Here is an 18325-nt window from a genome sequence, read left to right on the forward strand (position 1 = left end):
GTGGCGCGGCGCAAGCGGCGGCTGACCGCGACGATGGCCGATGGCTGGGTCAAGACGATCGGCCCGACGACCGCGCCCTTCACCCATTTCTGGCGGATCGTCGCGGCGCTGGAAAACGGCAGGACCGAAGTCTTCTGGGGCCACGCCGCATCGCTGAAGGAGGCGACGGGGAAACGCGCCGCGACCGAGGAAGCCGCGCGGCAACGGGGCTGGCAACGCTATGCGTTCGAGGTGGTCGAACTGGTCGAGGGATAGCCGGCTTTACATAATCATTCTTATCGGAACTGGCACGGAGCGCCGCGTTGGCACGTCCTTGACCATCATCCGGCTGCGATCGAGGGCAACCGTGGCGGTGGCCTGATGCCGCGACAGACATCAGGCCACCTCTCGCTTGCGGTCGTCAGTCGCCGAAGCGGAAGCGCAGGCCGACCCCGTAATAGCGCCCCTCGTCGCGGACATCGATCGGCGAGGTCCGGCCCGGCTGAAAGTTCACATAGTTGCGGAACGGCCGCGCCAGGATGTTGCCGATATCGGCGCTGAGCGTGATGTTCTTGTTCAGATCGTAGCTCATGCCGGCGTCCAGTCGGTCGCGGGCATAGGTGCTGCGGCCGGCATATTGGAACCCGGTCTGCGGATCGGTGTCGTAGCTGTTCACCCAGTCCGAGCGCCGGTTGTACGACAGCCGCGTGACCAGCCCCGACTTTTCGTAGAAGACCGCCGCGTTGTAGGTCCATTTCGACAGGCCGGGGATCGTCAGATACTCGCCCGGCCCCTTGAAGGTGTCGGTCTGCGGATCATAGCCGTTGGGATAGCGGTTCTTGCCGGTCAGGTAGCTGACGTTCGCCGACACGCCGAGGCCGCTCAGGGCGCCGGGCAGGAAGTCGAAGAAGGTCTGGAAATTGGCCTCGGCCCCCTTGATGTTGGCATCGGCCGCGTTGATCGGGTTCGACAGCTGCAGGATGCCGTATTGCGGATCGTCGCGGAAGCGCGTGACGTTGGTGGTGAAGCCGAAGATATCCCGCTGGAACACCGCAACGCTGACAAAGCCGGTGCGCGAGAAATACCATTCGAGGCTGACATCGTAGTTGGTCGAGGTGAACGGCTTCAGCGACGGATTGCCCTGCGACCCCGAATAATTGGGATAGATCCGCCCCGGAATCCGGCAGCTCGTCGTATCGTTGGGGTTGTAGTTCGGCGAGGTCGCATCGAGGCACGGCTGATAGATCACCGGCTGAATGTTCAGCCCCGGATTGAGGTCGCCGAAATTCGGCTTCGTCCGCGTCTTGGTATAGCCCAGGCGAAGCTGGAGCTTGGGGGTAAAGCGGATGCGCGCGCTGAGGTTGGGCAGCAGGTCGAGATAATCCTGCTTCTCGGTACGCTGCGACAGCGACCGGGTGCAGGTATCGTCGCGCGGATCGGTCGGCGTGCCGCCATCGTTCAGCGTGCAGATCGACGAGGTGCCGGTGCTGGTGCCGTTGGTCATCACCGCGCGCAGGCCGAGCAGGCCGTCGACCTCGATCCCGCCCAGCGCGAAATTATACTTGCCCTGGACATAGGCCGCATAGCTGCGTTCGTCGGCCGACCAGCCCGAGGTCGGCGACACCTGGATTTCCTCGGTCGACCATTCGGTCAGCCGGTCCTTGAAATACTGGCTCGTCGGGAATTGCGCGACGAGGCGGACGAGCGTGTCGTAGGTGTATTTGCGCAGCGCCTCGCGGTTGTCGAAAATGCCGGCGCGCGAGGGTTGCAGATACGACACGAACCCTTGCGCGCTGCCCCGGAACGGATCGATCGTGCGCTGCAGTTCGCCGACCGGCAGCGAGGTATAGGGGATCATCGCGTCGGTCAGGTCGGCGTAGCGATTGCCCTGAAAGGTCCGCTCGCTGTGGCGCTGCGTCGCGCGCAGGCCGAATTGCAGCTTGGGCAGCACCGCCCAGTCGGTGTCGAGTGCCAGGTCCCCGCGCCACTGCCACCCGTCGCCCTTCACGTCATAGGTGTCTTCATAATAGCCGCGGAACATGTAGTTCGCGGGATTGAACGGGTCCCAGGTCGGGAAATTGAACGCCGCCCCGCCATCGCGATTGAAATTGATGTCGACCGTCTTGGCACCGACGGTACGGAAATCGAGGCTGAAACTGTCGGAGTTGTAGCGGCTCCAGGTATAGGCGAGGTCGGTCGAGAGCGTTGCGCGATCCGTCGTCCAGCGGCCGCCGGTCGCCAGCTGATAGGTGTTGGTTTCGTCCGCCTTGGTGCTGCGATACCCTTGCGCCTCGGACCCCGATGACTTGGTCAGCGATGCGGCCTGTGGCACGCTTGCCGGATCGAAGCCGGGATTCTGGCCCGGACGCAGCTTGATGTCGCCGAACGACTGCCCTTCGAGCAGCACGACGTTGGTGAACACCGGCGGCGTCGAATTCGGGCCCCAGTTTTCGACGGGCACGTTGAAATTGTCGGCATAGCCGCGCCCGCGATAGCCCTGATAGATGCCATCGACATACAGTTCGATATCGGGCGTCGGCTTATATTGCAGCGAGAAGTTGCCCGACGGGCGATACCGCTTGCCGCCGTCATTATACAGGCCGACATTGTTCGGGAAATAGAACAGGCCGTTCGGCAGGTTCTCGCGGACCTTGCGTCCCTGTGTCAGATAGTCCGAATAGAACGAGTCGCGGACATAGCCGTCATTGTAGCGCACGCCGTTATAATATTGCGACTGCGCATAGGTGATGTTGGCGAGGATGCCCATTTCGCCATCGCCGACCTTCCACCGGTCGGAAATCAGCACGTTGCCACCCGGATCATATTTGCGGCTCTGGTCGTTGTAGGTGCCCCGGAAGCCGCCCGCGATCACCCGGCCGTTGAAGTCGAGCGGGCGACGCGTGCGCACGTTGACGAGGCCGGCAAGGCCCGGTTCGACCAGATCGGCGGTGCCCGATTTGTAGACTTCCATGCTGGCGATCGCCTGCGCCGGGAAATCCTGCAGCTGGACGCGGCGCAGTTCGGCAGTGAACAGTTCGCGGCCGTTCACCGACGTCGCGACGTCAGGCAGGCCGCGGATCAGGACGGTGTTCACTTCGTCGCTGAAGCGTTCGACCTGCACGCCCGCGATGCGCGCTAGGCTTTCGGCGGCGGTATAGTCGGGCAGCTTGCCGATATCGTCGGCGACGATCACGTCGACGATCGCGTCCGAATTGCGCTTGATCGCCTGCGAACTGGCAAGGCTGCGGCGCAGGCCGCGCACCAGGATCTCGCCCTGTTCTTCGTCCTTCTTCGTGGCGTCGGGCACCTCGATTGTGGCACCGGCATCGGCGCCGGCGGGCTTTTCGGTCGGCGACGTCTGGGCAAATGCCGGTGTTGCGGACAGCATGAACGGCACGATGGCGACCGACGCCATCAGCGTGAAGCGACGCATGATTCCTCCCCCATGGATATTCTTTTTCTGTCTGACAAATGGCTATGCGCGATTTGTCATACTTACAAGAGGCTTTTGTTGCCGATATATGTCTGCTTCAGGCCAACCGTTGCAGAAACGCAACTGTTATAATATATCAATTATCGGCCGTGATTTGCATGTTTCAGGCGTACTCGCCGGTTTCAGGTAACAATATTAGCCGCTTAGGCTCGGATAGCGGGTCAGGGCACCGGCAGGCGGATTGCAGGACGGAGGGGGATGCGTGGTCGACGAAGCGCCGGGCGGGGTACGACGGATCGTCATCGTCGGTGGCGGCACCGCCGGATGGATGGCCGCGGCGGCGCTGTCGCGCGCGCTGGGACCGATCGGCCGCAGCGTCGTGCTGGTCGAATCCGATGCGATCGGGACGGTCGGCGTGGGCGAGGCGACGATCCCGCCTATCCGCGCGTTCAACGCCATGCTCGACATCGACGAGGACCGGTTCCTGCGCGAGACGATGGGCAGCTACAAGCTGGGCATCGAATTTGTCGACTGGAGCCGGATCGGCGCGCGCTATTTCCATCCGTTCGGCGCGGCGGGGCAGGATTTCCACGGCGTCCCCTTTCACCAGCTCTGGCTGCGCCACCGCGCGCGGGGCGGCACCACCCGGCTGACCGAATATTCGATGTGTACCGTCGCCGCGCGCGAGGGGCGTTTCGGCATCGCCGCGCCGGGGGATCGCACCCCGCTCGCGCATATCGCTCATGCCTATCATTTCGACGCGACGCTCTATGCCGCCCTCCTGCGCCGGGTGAGCGAGGCGCAGGGCGTCGTGCGCCACGAAGGGCGCGTCGTTCGGGTCGATCGCGACGGCGAGCATGGCGACGTGACCGCGCTGCTGCTGAACGACGGGCGGCGGATCGCGGGTGACCTGTTCGTCGATTGCTCGGGGTTTGCCGGGCTGCTGATCGAAGGGGCGCTCGCCACCGGCTATCACGACTGGTTGCACTGGCTGCCGATGGATCGCGCGCTGGCGATGCCGACCGGACGGATCGATCCGCTACCCCCCTATACCCGCGCCACCGCGCATCCCGCCGGGTGGCAATGGCGCATCCCGTTGCAACACCGCACCGGCAACGGCCATGTGTTCGCCAGCGCCTTCACCACCGCCGATGCGGCCGAGGCGCTGCTGCGCGCGCATGCTCCGGGCGATCCGTGCGGTGATGTGCGGTCGCTGTCGTTCACCACGGGGATGCGGCGGCGGGCATGGTCGCACAATGTCGTGGCACTCGGCCTTGCCGCCGGTTTCGTCGAGCCGCTCGAATCGACCAGTATCCACCTGATCCAGCACGGCATCCTGCGGTTGCTGGCGCTGTTTCCGGGTGCTGTGGTCCATCCCGCCGAACGCGACGCCTATAACGCCGACATGGCTCGCGCCTTTGCCGCCGTGCGCGATTTCGTGGTGCTACATTACAAGGCGACGCGGCGCGACGACAGCGCGTTCTGGCGCATGGTGCAGGCGATGACCGTGCCCGACAGCCTGGCCCACCGCATCGAATTGTGGCGCGCGCAGGGGCGGCTGATCCCGCAGGAGGGCGACGTGTTCCAGGTCCCGAGCTGGGCGGCGGTGCTGACCGGGCAGGAATGGTGGCCCGCTGCCTATGACCCGGCGGTCGATCGGTTGAACGCCGCGTCGGTCGAGGCGGCGATGGCCGATATGCGCGCCGCCTATCGCCGCACCGCGCTGGCGCTGCCGCCCCACGCCGCCGCCCTGCCCGCCGCGGAATAGCCGGCGCGCGGCGATCCGCCCGCTCGCGCGGCTAAGCCGGTGGAATTGCCCTACAAATACCCGACCGGCACGGAAGGCCCGATCCGCGTCTCATGGAATCGATTGCGATCCCCCGATCCGTGCCGTAGCGGCGTCGCGACTCAAGGGGGATGGACGATGCGATCGGGAGCCGGATGGCGGGCTGTGCTGGGCATGATGGTCGCGCTGGGCATGGCGGGATGCGGCGGCGGTGGCGGGGATGACGGCGACGGCATCGTGACGACCACCCCCACCCCCACGCCGTCGCCCGTTCCGACCCCCACCGCGACCCCATCCCCCGTCCCGTCGACGACCGGCAGCTGGTGGCGTCCCGACGCAGCGACGACGTGGCAGTGGCAGCTGAGCGGGTCCGTCGACACCCGCTATGCGGTCGCCGCCTATGACATCGACCTATTCGACACGCCTGTCACCACCATCGCCCAGCTGCACGCGGCGAAGCGGCGGGTGATCTGTTATTTCTCGGCCGGGTCGTCCGAAAACTGGCGCAGCGACGACGGCAAGTTCGCCGCGTCCGACCGGGGTTCGGCGCTGGACGGTTGGGTCGGGGAACGCTGGCTGTCGGTCACGTCGACCACGGTGCGCGCCGTGATGCAGGGCCGGCTCGACCTTGCCCGGTCGAAGGGGTGCGACGGCGTCGAGCCCGACAATGTCGATGGCTATGCGAACCGCAACGGCCTGGGCATCACCGCCGCGCAGCAACTCGACTATAACCGCTTCCTCGCGCGCGAAGCGCATGCCCGCGGCCTGGCGATCGGGTTGAAGAACGATCTGGACCAGATTGCGGAACTGGAGGGGGTGTTCGACTTCGCGGTCAACGAACAATGCCACGAGTTCGACGAATGCGGACAGCTCAAGCCGTTCATCGCCGCTGCCAAGCCGGTGTTCGTCGCCGAATACAAGGGCGATTATCGCAACAATAGCGGCGGCGCGCGCGACCGGCTGTGTTCGGCGTCCCGCGCGGCCGGGCTGCACACGCTGGTGCTGGCGCTGGCGCTCGACAACAGTTTCCGCTTTGCCTGTGACGCCGAGGGATAGCGACGGGACTGCGGCTTCCGCGCACCGGATCGACGTCTCCGTGCAAGGCAGCTTTTAACCTTTCGCCGCCATAACGCCACGCATGTCGCCTACGCTTTCGTCGTCCCCTTCCGGCAATCTGCTGCACGACACGCTGCGGCGGTGCCGTCGTCACTTGTGGGCGGCGGCGCTGTTTTCCGGGCTGGTGAACATTCTCTACCTCGTGCCGTCGATCTTCATGCTGCAGGTCTATGACCGGGTGGTGCCGACGCGGGGTGAGGCGACGCTGCTGCTGCTGACGCTGATTTTGGGCGTATCGCTGGTGGTGTTCGCGGTGCTGGATGCGGTGCGGATGCGGCTGCTGCTGCGCGCGTCGATGCGTCTGGAACGAAGCGCCGCCCCCGGCATCCTGATGCGGATTATGGGCAGCGATGTCGGCAGCACCGGCCGGCAGTTGCAGGCGCTGCGCGATTTCGACACGCTGCGCGGCACGATGGCCGGGCCGATCATGATCGCGCTGTTCGACGCGCCATGGGCACCGATCTACATCGCGATCTCGTTCCTGCTGCATCCCTGGATCGGGGTGCTGGCGCTGTTGAGTTCGCTGCTGCTCGCCGTCCTTGCCTGGGCCGGGGACCGGACGACGGCCACCGCGACGCGCGATGCCAATGGCCGGGCGATGCTGGCCAACCGGGAACAGGATTTCTCGATCCGGATGGCGGAGGTCGCGCGCGTGCTGGGAATGCGCAACGCGCTGGTCACGCGGCATCTGCTGGAGCGGGCCGACCTCGTTCGGCGGCAGGCGGATATCGCGGCGACGCAATCGCGGTTCCTCGGCATCACCAAGTTCCTGCGCCTGTTGCTGCAATCGCTGGCGCTGGCGCTGGGGGCGTTGCTGGCGATCCGGCAGGAGATTTCGGGCGGCGCGATCTTTGCCGCCTCGCTGCTGCTCGGCCGCGCGTTGCAGCCGGTCGAACAGATATTGGGCGCGCTGAAGCCGCTGGCGAGCGCGCGCCAGGCATGGGGCAACCTCGCCGCGTTCTGCGCCTTGCCCGAACCCGGCACCACCGCGACCAAGCTGCCGGTGCCCGAGGGGCGGATCGACGTGCGCGCACTGACCGTCCGCGCGCCCGACAGCGACCGCGAAATCCTGTCCGACATCAGCTTCTCGGTCGAACCGGGGCAGGTCGTTGCGCTGGTGGGGCCGAGCGGGGCGGGCAAGTCGACGCTGCTGCGCGCGCTGGCCGGTGCGTTGTCGCCCGACAGCGGCGACGTGCGGATCGACGGGGCCAGCCTGCCGGACTGGAATCCGGAACAGCTGGGCCACCATCTGGGCTATATGCCGCAGTCGCCCTCGCTGTTTCCGACGACGGTCCATGCCAATATCTCGCGGTTTCAGGCGGTACTGGCGGGCGATGGTCCCGACATCGACGACCGCGTGGTCGCAGCGGCGATGCAGGCGGGCGCGCATCCGCTGATCCTGGGGCTGCCGGCGGGCTATGGCACGATGCTGACGATGGCGGACGGGGCCGGGCTGTCGGCGGGTCAGGGGCAGGCGGTGGCGCTGGCCCGCGCTCTCTATGGCGATCCGGCGATCCTGTTCCTCGACGAACCCAATGCCCATCTCGACAGCGAAGGCGAGGCGCGATTGGTGCAGACGATCGAAGCGTTGCGCGCGCGCCGCGCGACCGTCGTGGTGTCGACCCACCGCACCGGGCTGTTGCAGGCGGTCGACAAGATATTGCTGCTGAAGGACGGACGCATCCAGTTGTTCGACGATCGCGACCGCGTGATCCGCGGCCCCGCCCCGGCGCAAGGTGCCGTGCCGCCGCCGGTGACCGCCGGGGGAGCTGGCTGATGGACGGCACGATCATTCCCGCCGATCGCCGGCAGGACGCGGTCCATGCGCGGATCGCGCGGGAGCTGGCGCTCGACGATTCGCCCCGGTCCGCCGTCCGCATGGGCGCGATCGTCGCGATCCTGTTCTTCGTTGTGGCGCTGGGCTGGGCGGCGTTTGCCCGGTTGGACGCGGCGGCGGCGGGCGAAGGGCAGGTCGTCGTCGCCGGCAACCGGCAAACGGTCCAGCACCGCGACGGCGGGATCGTCCGGGCGATTCACGTGCGCGACGGACAGCATGTCGCCGCCGGGCAGCTGCTGTTCCGGCTCGACGGCGGGGAGGTCGCCGCGACCGAGCGGGCGCTGGCCGCCAGCGTCATCGACCTGCAGGCGCAACGTGCCCGGTTGGAGGCGGATGTCCGCGGCGGCGCGATCCGCTGGCCCGACGAATTCGCTCGCGCGACCGGCGACGACCGGCGACTGGTCGAACGCGCCAAGTCGCTGCAGTCCGCACAGGCCGCCGCCCGCGCGTCTGCGCTCGCCGCCAATGGCGCGGTGTTGCAGCAGCAGGCGGCGGGCGTCGCACAACAATCGGGCGGGTTCGCCGCACAGGCGCGCGCGACCGAACGCCAGCGCCAGTCGCTCCAGCAGCAGCTGGAGAGCACGCGGCAACTGGCCGACCAGGGCTATGTCTCGCGCAATACGGTGCGGGCGATCGAACGGTCGATCCAGCAGCTCGACGGGGCCGATGGCGACTATTCGTCCCGCGTCGCGGCCGCGCGCGAACAGATCGGGCAGGCACGCGCCGAACAGGTGCAGACGCGCCGCCGCTATGTCGAGGATTCGGCGACCCTGCTGCGCGACACTCAGTTCCAGCTGAACGAGGCGCTGCCCAAATGGGCGGCGGCGCGTGAACAGCTGGCGCGCACGGACATCCGCGCCCCGGTCGGCGGGCGGGTGGTCGGATTGCGGGTCTTCTCGGTCGGCGGCGTCATCCAGGCGGGACAGCCGATCCTCGACATCGTGCCCGATGCCGCACCGCTGGTCATCCGCGCCACGTTCCTGCCGACCGATATCGACGGGGTGGTGCCCGGGCGCGAGGCGGAGGTGAAGTTCCTGTCGCTGCACGAACGCGACCTGCCGATCCTGCTCGGCACCGTCGCCACCGTTTCGGCCGACGCGCTGCGCGACGAGGCCAGCGGGCGCAGCTATTTCAGCGCGGAGATCACCGTACCGCGCAGCCAGATCGCGCAGATCGAGGCGGTGCGCGGGCGCGATACCGGCATCCGGCCGGGCGTGCCGGTGCAGGTGACGGTGAAGCTGCGTGCGCGCACGGCGCTGCAATATCTGCTCGATCCGCTGACCGAAGCCTTTTCGAGGTCGCTCCATGAACGCTGATCTTCGTGTCGTTCCGCTGGCGGCGGCGATGTTCGTCGCCGCCACGGGACAGGCGCAGGCGCAGGATGCGCTGGTTACGGCGATCGCCGATGCGTATCGCAGCAACCCGACGCTCGACGCGCAACGCGCCGAACTGCGCAGCCTCGACGAAACGATCGTGCAGGCCGGCGCGCCCTATCGCCCCACGGTCGGGCTGAACATGGACCTGCAATATCGCTCGGCTGATCAGCGCAACCTGCTCGACGATTTCGTCACCAATCGCAGCCGCACGATGGCCGCGACGCTGAGCGCGCAGCAGATCCTGTTGAACGGTGGGCGCACCGCCGCGCAGGTGTCGATCGCCGAGGCGCGGGTGCTGGCCGCGCGCGAACGGTTGCGTCTGGTCGAAAACGCGATCCTGCTGGAAGTCGTCGACTCCTATGTCGCCGTCCGGCGCGACAGCGATCTGGTCGCGATCCAGGGCCGCTCGCTCGACAGCTATGACCGGCAGGTGGCGCAGGCGATCGCCCGCGAACGCGGCGGCGACCTGACCCGCACCGACATCGCGCAGGCGCGCGCGCAGGCGGAGATCATCCGCGCGCAGCTGGCGCAGAGCCAGGCCAATCTGCAGGTCAGCCGCGCCCGTTTCGCCACGGTCGTCGGGCGGATGCCGGGGACGCTGGGCGAACCGCCGGTGTTGCACGGCGTGCCACCCTCGCTGGACGCCGCCTTCGCCATTGCCCAGCGGGAAAGCCCGGCGATCGGCGAAGCGTTGCTGTCGGCCCGCGCCGGGGATGCGCGGATCGCCGCCGAACGGGCCGAACGCGCGCCGGTGGTCGCGCTGTCGGGCGGTTATGGCTATCGCACGGCGAACAGTTTCCAGACCCGCGACCTGGGCGCGCAGGCCAGCGGCGGGGTGACGCTCACCATGCCGCTGATCGCCGGCGGGGTGATCGGGTCGCGCATCCGCGCGGCACAGGCCGATCGCGAACGGCTCGGCTTCGAAGTCGAAAGCGTCCGGCGACAGGCACTGGCCCAAACGCAGGATGCGTGGAACCAGTCATTAGCGGCGACCAGCGCGGCGGCGGCCGGGCGGATCGCGACCCAATCGGCGCAAGAGGCGCTGACCGGGGTGCAGCGGGGTTTCGCCGAGGGGTTCCGCTCGAACTTCGAGGTGCTCGATTCCGAACAGCGGTTGCTGAACGCGCAGCTGGTGCTGACCAACGCTACCTATTCCGCCTATGCGGCGCAGGCGCGGCTGCTCGCAACGCTGGGCCGGTTGCAGGCGGCGTTGCTGGCGCAAGGGGTGCCGGCCTACGACCCCGCCGTACCCGCGCGCGCGGCGAAGGCGGCGGTGATCGGGCCGATCGATCCGGTGATGGCGGCGATCGACCGGGCGCAGCTGCCGTCCAGCGCCCTCACCCCGCAACCGCCGCTGCCGGTCGCGGTCGATCCGGCCCTGCGCCCGGCCACGACCCCGCCGCCGCAGGGGAGCCTCGGCGACAAACTCCCGTTGCTGCCCAATCCGGTCATCGCGGAGCTGAACGATACGATGGTCACCGGATAGCAGGCACGCCCGCCTGCTACCGCGCCGCCAGCTCGCCATAGAGGTCGCGATACGCGCCGATGATGGTCGGGTGGTCGTAATCACGCAGCACGCGGCGGCGCATTGCCTCCCCCATCGCGTGGCGGACATCGGGTTCGCCGGCGATCGCGCAGATGCCCGCCGCCGTTGCCTGTGGATTGACCAGCGGGGTCACGATGCCGCCATGGCCCGGATCATGGGGGCCGCGCCCTTCGATCATTTCGCGGCAGCTGCCGACATCGGGGGCGACGACCGGAATGCCGCACGCCCCCCCTTCGAGGATGACCAGCGGCTGCGCCTCCGACAGGCTGGTCAGCACCAGCAGGTCGATCCGGTTCATCCAGTCCTCGATCTTCACCCGTCCGGCAAAGGTCAGCACGTCGCCCAGTTGCAGGTCGGCGACCAAACGCGTGCATTCGGCGGCATATTCCGGGTCCTCGTCCTCCGGACCCAGCACGACGAAGCGCAGATGCGGCTTTTGCGCATGGGCGATGGCGCAGGCACGGATGAAGGTCTTGATATCCTTGATCGGCACCACCCGGCCGAGCAGCGCGACCAGCGGGTGCGCCGGGTCGCGCGCGTCGGCCAGGTGCGCGAAGCGCCGCGCATCGATACCGTTCGGGATCACCTGTACCCGGTCGGCCGCCGCGCCCAGTCGCCGCTGCACCGCGTTGTTTTCGCCATAGAGCGCGACGATCGGGTCGCACGCGTCGTAGCAGGCGGTGGCATAGCTGGTGAAGGCGCGCACCCACAGGTCGCGCAGGTCGCGGACGCTGCGATCCATCTCCAGCCCGGTATCGACCTGATCGCCGATCCATTCGGCCATCATCACCTCGATCTGCCGTTCGAGCAGGTAGATGCCATGTTCGGTGATGAACGCCGGTCGCCCGGTTTCCTTCGCCGCGCGCGCCGCCAGCAACCCGGCGAACCCGGTCGAGATCGTGTGATAGGCGCGGGCACGGGGCAACGGCGCGGTCAGCACCGCGAGCAACCCGCCCAGCAGCACCCGCATCGCCCAGAAATAATGGTGGAACGATGCCTTGGGCAGCAGCGCCTGATAATGCCGCTTCAGCCGGGCGAAACAGGCCGGATGGGCAAGGATGTCGCCCGGCGTCGGTCGCCGGCCATCGACGTCGAGCAGGTCGATGAGCCGTGCCAGCGCGTCACCGCCGCCGACCGCGACGAAATCGACCAGCGCGTCGGCGATCGCGGTGGCGCGTCCGCGCGGCAACCCGCGCGGCATCGCGGTTTCGGGGGCAAGCGCGATCTCGACCACCTGCACAACGTTCGGCGGCGGCGTCAGCTGGAACGGCAGGGGGCTGGCCGACGGCTTGATCGCGACGATCGCAAAGCGAATGTCGGGCAGGCTGGCGATCAGGTCCTGCAACCATCCCGACACGCCGCCGACGACATAGGGATAGGCCCCCTCGACGATCAGGCAGATATCGGCGTCGTCGGGTACGCTCATGCCGCCGCGCTGTTCCGCCACCATGCCGTCGCCGGCACCATCCGGTCGTCCTCCACCGGGCTCACATCGGCCGCTGCGACCAGCGCGTCGATCGCGGCATAGTCGCCGGCCGCCCACAGCGCCTCGATCCGCACCGTATGGGGGGTGGCATCGTCCAGCAGCGCCAGCGCGTCGTCGCGCAGATTCGCCCGCTGCGAATCGGACAGCAGCAGGTTGGCGCGCGCATGGTCGGCCAGCAGCGCGATCAGCGTGGCGCGTGCTTCGCCATCCGCGCCCTTCGCCTCCAGCATGGCGCGACCATCGGACAGATTCTGCACCACCCGCGCCGACGCGGCAGCGGCCAGCGCGCGGATCGTCTGGTCGCTGTCGGTAAGGGCCAGCGCGATCAGCGGCGAGAGCGCGGGCTGGAACGAGCGGACCACCGTTTCCAGCGCGCGCCGCCGATCCGCGACCTTGCCGTGGCGCATCACCGTCACCAGCGAATGGAGCGTGTCCGGTTCGGCATGGAGGACCCGCCCGTCGAGCATCCGCGCAACGGCGAGGCTGGCACCCCGGCGCGCCGGTCGCGCGCGGATCACCCGGTCGGGCAGCGGCAGCGGCGGGCGGCTCGTGCGTGGTAGGCGGGCGACGATCCCGCCGACCACGATCAGCGCCGCGGGGCCAAAGATGCCCGCCATCGCCGCGGCAAATCCGATCGCGCGCCCGTGTCGCAGCCACAGGGCATAGCCCAGCACGACCAGCAGCATGTGGATGAACAGCAGCACCGCCTCGCCGGAGCTCAGGGCCAGGCCGATGACCGCGATATCGATTGCCGCCGCGATCGGCAGCATCGGCTTCATGCCGCGCGGCCCGACGGCGCGACCATGGTGGCAGCACTTCGTTCGCGCGCGGCGATCAACGGGGCCAGCCACCCCCCCATCTCGGCCATTTCCGCCAGCGCATTGGCGCCCAGCGCGGCGAAGGGCAGGCTGTGGATCACCAGGCAACCGACGACCGATCCGCCGTCCCGTTCGATCAGCGGAATGGCGATGACGCCGATCCCGTCCAGCACGACGCGATCGGTACGATGGCCGACATGGATCGGCTCGCTCCGCCGCAGCACCTGCATTGCGAGCGCGTCGGGCAGGATGTCGGGCCGGGTCATCGCGGTCGCACCGCGCAGCCACGCGCGGGCCTCCGCCCCGGCAAAGCGGTAGCAGGTGAAATCCTCGCTGCGCGCGGCCATCGCGATCAACGCCGCCAGGGCTGCCCGCCGCTCGGTCGGCTCGATCGCGCTCAGCCGGGTGGCGGTCGCCACGATATAGCCCAGCGTGCGGGCATCAGTCGCGACCTCGACCTGCAGGGCGCGGTTGGTGCGCGCTAGGCGGTGGAACGCGTCGGTCAGGCGCGCGACGTTGCGCTGCGCGATCCCGGCGCGCCGGTCGAGCAGGCGATAGCGCCCGACGCGCAGGATCGTCACCTCGCCGACGATGACCGCCGCGACGAACCACAGCAGTGGCGGCAGCGACAGGTGCAGCAGGTGGTCGAGATAGTCGCGCTCGCCCCCGCCCGAACCGGCATGGAGCAGCCACAGGCCCGACGCGATCCCCGCCGCCGCCAGCGCGGGCAGCGTGCCGTAAGCCAGCGCCATGACCAGCACCGGCAGCCACAGCGGATTGGGCTGAATATCGGCAAAGGCGTTGCCATGGCCGACAACCCGGTCGATCACGACCAGCGCCCCGAACCCCACCGCCAGTTCGGCCGCGACCCGCGCGATGCGGGGAATCCGCCCGGTCATCGTCCACTCCCTAGGCCGCGGCTGAGTAGCGCGCGTGCGAAAACCTGTTGCCCCGGAAAGCCCGGCCGCGCGATCGAGCTGATCCCGCCGCTGGCCTCGATCCGCCACGCCGTTGCGACCGGCAGGTCGAGGCCCAGGCTGGCGCTGGGCCCGTTACCGCCGAAACGATCGACCGTCCAGCCCGCGAGGCCGGTCAGCTGCGCCCGCCCCATCGACCCGCTGACCAGCCCCTGCAGCGTATGGTTTTCGCGGGTTGCGAGATCGACCGCCGTCCGCCGCAGCCGTTGGACATATTCGCCGTCCAGACGATAGGTCAGCCCGAACGCCAGCCCCCCCCGCCTGAGGATATAGTCCAGCCCGCCGGAAAGCGTCAGCGTGTCGCTGGTCGGGTCCAGCCCGGCAAGGCCGTAGCGGTTGCCGCCGACATCGATCTGGCCGACCAGACCCGGCGCGATGCGATAGGTCCCGCCGGCAGAGATGCGCGACAGATAGCCGCCGCCGATCGCCTGTTCGACGGTCGAATAATCGGGCTGGTGCAGCAGCAGCGCGGCGCGCCATTGCGCCTCCGCCGATCCGGCGACCAGACGGGCACCGCCGCCGGTCACGCCGCTGTCGAGCGCGCCGGACAGCACCGCCTGCATCCGCATGTCGTCGCTCACCCGCACCGTCGCGGCGACATCGACGACCGGGGCGGTATGCCGCAGCACTCCCGCGTCGGTATCCACCCGGCTCGCCACCGCGCGCACGCCAGCGCCCAGCGTCAGCCGGTCGGTGAGCGCGGCATCGACCCGCGCCGCCGTTTCGACCTGCGACAGGTCGCCGCCACTGCGCAGCGTCGTTCCGATGCTGGCGACACCGGGGGCAAAGGCCCGTGCCCGGCGCGCGACGGGATCGGTCGCGCCGATCCGGCGATACGCCGCCGCCGCGCCGCGCACATCGCCATCGGCATTGCGCGCATCGGCCAGGATGCGCCCGACGCGCGGGTCATCGGGCTGCGAACGGGCCAGCGCCTCGGCCGCGCGGCGGCCCTGCCCCGGATATCCCGCCGCCACATCCGCCTCGATCGCGAGCAGCCGGGTGTCGAGGTCGACCGGCGGTTCGGGCGCATCGGCAGCGACGGCATCGCCATGCGCGGCGAAATCGACCGCGATCAGCGCCCCGTCCTGCCGCCATGCCATGTCCCACCCGATCGCCGGGCGCAGCACGAGGCTGGCGTCGTTCCAGCGCAGGTCGCCGATCGCCGCGCCACCGGCCCGGCGAAAGGCGTCGATCGTCGCATCGTCGATCGGCCGGTCGAACCGGACGACGAGCTCGCGGTCCTGTTCCTCGGCCGTGATCGTCGTGCCCGGTTGCCAGACCAGCTGCGTCGCACCGCCCGCGATCTGCGTATCGTGGAGCAGGTCGGGCGGCACGCGCAGCGTCGGCGTGGCGGCGGCAAGGAGCGCGAGCAGGATCACGGGGCCGGCACCGCCCGTGCGCGACCCGGTTCGCCGCGCGCGATCAGCAGGCGGGTCTGCAAATTGGCGAGCGCCCGGTCTCCGGGATCGGCCGCGCGCAGCCGTTCGACCATCGCCACCGCTTCGCGCGTGCGGCCGAGGCGGTCGAGCAGTTCGGCGCGGTCCCGGCCGCTCTCCGGCGTCGCCGCCAGCGCGCGTTCCAGCCACGGCCGCGCCGCCGGGGCGCCATGCACCTTTGCCTGCGCATCGGCCATCAGCCGCAGCGCGACCACATCGCCCGGCGTATCGTCGAGCTGGTCGCGGAGCAACGCGATGGTCCGGGGGGCATCGCCGCCGTTCCACGCGCTCCACGCCAGGTCCATCCGGTCGCGCGGGGCCGCGATCCCGGCGGCGATCCGCGCGCGCGCAAGGGCGGCGGCCTGTGCCGGATCGACGCGCCGCGGAGTCGCCGCGCTGACGCCACGCAGCTGTTCGACCGACAGCGCCCGCCCGTCGAGCAGCCGGGCGAGCAGTCCCCGCCCCGCCGCGCCGTCACCCACCGCATTGGCGAGCGTCAATTGCGTCAACAGCGTCTCGGTCCGATCGGCCAGCGGGTGACGGCCGAGAAACGCCAGCGCCGTGGCCGGGCGGTCGCGTTCGGCATAGGCGGTCAGCCACTGGCGCTGTTCCTCGGCACTGCCCGACGTGGCGCGCTGTCGCAGCCAGGCCAGGTCGCCTTCCCCCGGCCGGGGACCGAGCAGGTAGAGCAGCCGGCGGGCGGGCGCGGTGTCGGTCCCCCCCTGCGCCGCCGCGCGCTTGAGCAGCGTGGCGGCGTCGTCGCGCGCGCCAAGCGCGATCAGCCGTTCGGCAAGGGTCGGCAGGTCGGCACCGGGACCCTCCGCACGGGCGAGGAGTTGCCGCCGCAATCCGGCGGTGTCGCCCGCCTGCGTCAGGATCGCTTCGCGCGCCGCCTCCACCTGTTCTGCCGGCAACAGCGCCGCCGCCGCCAGTGCGCCATCGCGGTCGCCGCGTGCCTGTGCGACGCGGATCGCGGTCCATGGATCGCCGCGCCGCCAGTCGCTGCCCACCCGGTCCAGCGTCGCGATCAGGTCATATTGCCCCTTCGCCGCCAGTCGCCGGACCAGATCGAGCGTCAGCGCCGGATCGGGGCGGGGAATCGCACCGCGCGCGGCGGCGGTCACCAGCAGGTCCGGCCGGTCGAGCGCATAGGCCGCCGCGACGATCGCCGGCGCGGGCACGCCGCCCGGCGTGGCGACGGTGCGCGCCAGCAGCGCAGCCGCCTCCGCCCGACGTCCGGTCTTGGCCAGCAAATCCATCCTGAGCGGCCAGCTTTCCGCGCTGTCGCCATCGGGCCGCGCCGCCAGAAAGGCCAAGGCAACGGGGCCGCGCCCGGCGGCGGCAAGGTCATAGGCGACCTGCAGCGTCGTGACGCGTTCCCCCGCGTCGATCAGCTGTTTGGTCAGCGCGGCCAGCGTCGCCGCATCGGCGGTGCGGATTTGGGCGGCGATCTGGGGCAAGGGCGGCGGGCGATCCGCCGGGATCACCGACAGCGGAACCGCCGGCGGCGGGACGGCCACCGATGCGCCGGATAGCTGCGGATGCGCGCGCCGTTCGGCATGACGGACCTCCAGCTGCCCCGGCAGGAGCATCAGTGCGGCCGCCAGTGTCGCCCCGCCGACGATCGCCGGCACGCCGATCGCCAGCCAGCGTTCGGAGGCGGCCGCCCTCATCGGCGCGGCTCCGGCCACAGCCGGTCGAGCGCGAGCGTGGAGACATAGGGCAGGAAGCCGGCGGCGCGTTCGCGGTCGTACAGCGCGGCGACCGCCGTCGTATCGGCCGGGTCCCAGTAATCGAGCGTATGTAGCGCAAGGGCGGGGTGGAGCGTCCGCGCGTGGCGCAGCCGATCGGCCTGCCATTGCCAATCGCTGTCGGACAGCGGCTCATACGCCTTGGTCGTGAAGTTCCACCGGCTCGCCATCGCTTCGCCCAGCACATGGTCGATGCTGGGGGCCACCGCGTCGAGCAGCGCATAGCCCCGGTTCAGCATGATGCGGATGGCGGGAAACCGCGCGCGAACCGCCGCGATCAGCGCCGCCCCGCCCTGCACCATGCCCTTGTTGCCGATCGGATTCTGCCGTTCCATCGCTTCGGCGTTATCCATCGTATCGATGAAGATTCCGTCATAGCCCTTTGCCAGAATTTGCGGGACGATCGTGTCGACGATCGCGGCGGTCCATGCCGGATGGCGCAGGTCGACGAACCGCGCATCGGGCCAGTTGGGATTGGGGGCCCCCAGCGCGCCCGCCCGTTCCAGATCGGTGAAATAGGGCCGCTGCCGTTCGACCTCGCCAAAGCTGACATAGCCGAGCAGCCGTGCGCCGGGACCACGCAGCGGCGCGATCGGGCGGGCATGATGCGGTTCGAGGACCAGCAGGTCGTACGTCCGGGCGATGGCCGGCACGCTCGCCGCGCCATAATCGACCGCCCAGCGCGTGCGCGGCGGCGGGCTGCCGTCCGCGCGGCGGCGCAGCGCGAGGGTCAGCGCCATCGTGCCCGCGCCAAGGCCCATCAATCGCCGCCGTCCGATCATCG

Annotated in this window: 13 protein-coding genes; 6 read left to right on the top strand and 7 right to left on the bottom strand. The window is 69.3% G+C overall.

All coding sequences use genetic code 11. The features are described from left to right. Window positions 1-255 carry a hypothetical protein gene (locus ASE67_RS16075; RefSeq protein WP_055763718.1) on the top strand — a complete coding sequence of 85 codons (255 nt, stop codon included), beginning with the start codon at window positions 1-3 and terminating at the stop codon, window positions 253-255. Window positions 256-400: 145 nt separating this feature from the next. Here the strand turns inward: ASE67_RS16075 and ASE67_RS16080 are convergent, their stop codons facing one another. Further along, window positions 401-3412, bottom strand: a complete 3012-nt coding sequence (locus tag ASE67_RS16080; protein ID WP_200922245.1) for a TonB-dependent receptor — start codon at window positions 3410-3412, stop codon at window positions 401-403. Window positions 3413-3674: 262 nt separating this feature from the next. Here ASE67_RS16080 and ASE67_RS16085 point away from each other — a divergent pair, with 262 nt between their 5' ends. From ASE67_RS16085 to ASE67_RS16105, 5 genes are all read left to right on the top strand, one after another. Then, entirely contained in the window at window positions 3675-5180 is a 1506-nt protein-coding gene (locus tag ASE67_RS16085; protein ID WP_235511949.1) for a tryptophan halogenase family protein, read from the top strand. Between the two features lie 156 nt (window positions 5181-5336). Further along, window positions 5337-6254 (top strand): endo alpha-1,4 polygalactosaminidase, encoded by a 918-nt coding sequence (locus ASE67_RS16090; RefSeq protein ID WP_082457202.1) that lies wholly within the window; start codon window positions 5337-5339, stop codon window positions 6252-6254. Between the two features lie 82 nt (window positions 6255-6336). Further along, entirely contained in the window at window positions 6337-8091 is a 1755-nt protein-coding gene (locus ASE67_RS16095; RefSeq protein WP_055763720.1) for a type I secretion system permease/ATPase, read from the top strand. Further along, window positions 8091-9467: an HlyD family type I secretion periplasmic adaptor subunit gene (locus ASE67_RS16100; RefSeq protein WP_055763722.1), complete on the top strand. Its 1377-nt coding sequence runs from the start codon at window positions 8091-8093 to the stop codon at window positions 9465-9467. Before ASE67_RS16095 ends, ASE67_RS16100 begins: the two co-directional genes overlap by 1 nt. Further along, on the top strand, window positions 9457-11013 hold the full coding sequence (locus ASE67_RS16105; RefSeq protein ID WP_055763723.1) for a TolC family outer membrane protein: 1557 nt from the start codon (window positions 9457-9459) through the stop codon (window positions 11011-11013). The genes ASE67_RS16100 and ASE67_RS16105 overlap by 11 nt, the downstream gene beginning before the upstream one ends. Window positions 11014-11029: 16 nt before the next feature. Here the strand turns inward: ASE67_RS16105 and pelF are convergent, their stop codons facing one another. The 6 genes from pelF to ASE67_RS16135 are packed head-to-tail and all read right to left on the bottom strand — an operon-like array spanning window position 11030 to window position 18323. After that, window positions 11030-12499, bottom strand: a complete 1470-nt coding sequence (gene pelF, locus ASE67_RS16110) for a GT4 family glycosyltransferase PelF (protein WP_055763978.1) — start codon at window positions 12497-12499, stop codon at window positions 11030-11032. After that, the gene (locus ASE67_RS16115) at window positions 12496-13338 is read right to left on the bottom strand and encodes a hypothetical protein (RefSeq protein WP_055763725.1); all 843 of its coding nucleotides are present in this window, start codon (window positions 13336-13338) and stop codon (window positions 12496-12498) included. Before ASE67_RS16115 ends, pelF begins: the two co-directional genes overlap by 4 nt. Beyond that, on the bottom strand, window positions 13335-14276 hold the full coding sequence (locus ASE67_RS16120) for a hypothetical protein (RefSeq protein ID WP_055763728.1): 942 nt from the start codon (window positions 14274-14276) through the stop codon (window positions 13335-13337). The genes ASE67_RS16115 and ASE67_RS16120 overlap by 4 nt, the downstream gene beginning before the upstream one ends. After that, window positions 14273-15733 carry a hypothetical protein gene (locus ASE67_RS16125; protein ID WP_055763730.1) on the bottom strand — a complete coding sequence of 487 codons (1461 nt, stop codon included), beginning with the start codon at window positions 15731-15733 and terminating at the stop codon, window positions 14273-14275. Before ASE67_RS16125 ends, ASE67_RS16120 begins: the two co-directional genes overlap by 4 nt. Next, window positions 15730-17463 carry a hypothetical protein gene (locus ASE67_RS18285; protein WP_156348660.1) on the bottom strand — a complete coding sequence of 578 codons (1734 nt, stop codon included), beginning with the start codon at window positions 17461-17463 and terminating at the stop codon, window positions 15730-15732. The genes ASE67_RS16125 and ASE67_RS18285 overlap by 4 nt, the downstream gene beginning before the upstream one ends. Then, window positions 17460-18323 carry an endo alpha-1,4 polygalactosaminidase gene (locus ASE67_RS16135; RefSeq protein ID WP_055763734.1) on the bottom strand — a complete coding sequence of 288 codons (864 nt, stop codon included), beginning with the start codon at window positions 18321-18323 and terminating at the stop codon, window positions 17460-17462. The genes ASE67_RS18285 and ASE67_RS16135 overlap by 4 nt, the downstream gene beginning before the upstream one ends. Between the last annotated feature and the right edge of the window lie 2 nt (window positions 18324-18325).

The organism is Sphingomonas sp. Leaf23 (assembly GCF_001421585.1).
Classification (GTDB): domain Bacteria; phylum Pseudomonadota; class Alphaproteobacteria; order Sphingomonadales; family Sphingomonadaceae; genus Sphingomonas.

Bases quoted from the DNA above. Each gene is read 5' to 3' on its own strand.
- ASE67_RS16135 (WP_055763734.1), bottom strand. From the start codon at position 18,323: ATGATCGGACGGCGGCGATTGATGGGCCTTGGCGCGGGCACGATGGCG.
- ASE67_RS16095 (WP_055763720.1), top strand. From the start codon at position 6,337: ATGTCGCCTACGCTTTCGTCGTCCCCTTCCGGCAATCTGCTGCACGAC.
- ASE67_RS16120 (WP_055763728.1), bottom strand. From the start codon at position 14,276: ATGACCGGGCGGATTCCCCGCATCGCGCGGGTCGCGGCCGAACTGGCG.
- ASE67_RS18285 (WP_156348660.1), bottom strand. From the start codon at position 17,463: ATGAGGGCGGCCGCCTCCGAACGCTGGCTGGCGATCGGCGTGCCGGCG.
- ASE67_RS16105 (WP_055763723.1), top strand. From the start codon at position 9,457: ATGAACGCTGATCTTCGTGTCGTTCCGCTGGCGGCGGCGATGTTCGTC.
- ASE67_RS16115 (WP_055763725.1), bottom strand. From the start codon at position 13,338: ATGAAGCCGATGCTGCCGATCGCGGCGGCAATCGATATCGCGGTCATC.
- pelF (WP_055763978.1), bottom strand. From the start codon at position 12,499: ATGAGCGTACCCGACGACGCCGATATCTGCCTGATCGTCGAGGGGGCC.
- ASE67_RS16090 (WP_082457202.1), top strand. From the start codon at position 5,337: ATGCGATCGGGAGCCGGATGGCGGGCTGTGCTGGGCATGATGGTCGCG.
- ASE67_RS16100 (WP_055763722.1), top strand. From the start codon at position 8,091: ATGGACGGCACGATCATTCCCGCCGATCGCCGGCAGGACGCGGTCCAT.
- ASE67_RS16080 (WP_200922245.1), bottom strand. From the start codon at position 3,412: ATGCGTCGCTTCACGCTGATGGCGTCGGTCGCCATCGTGCCGTTCATG.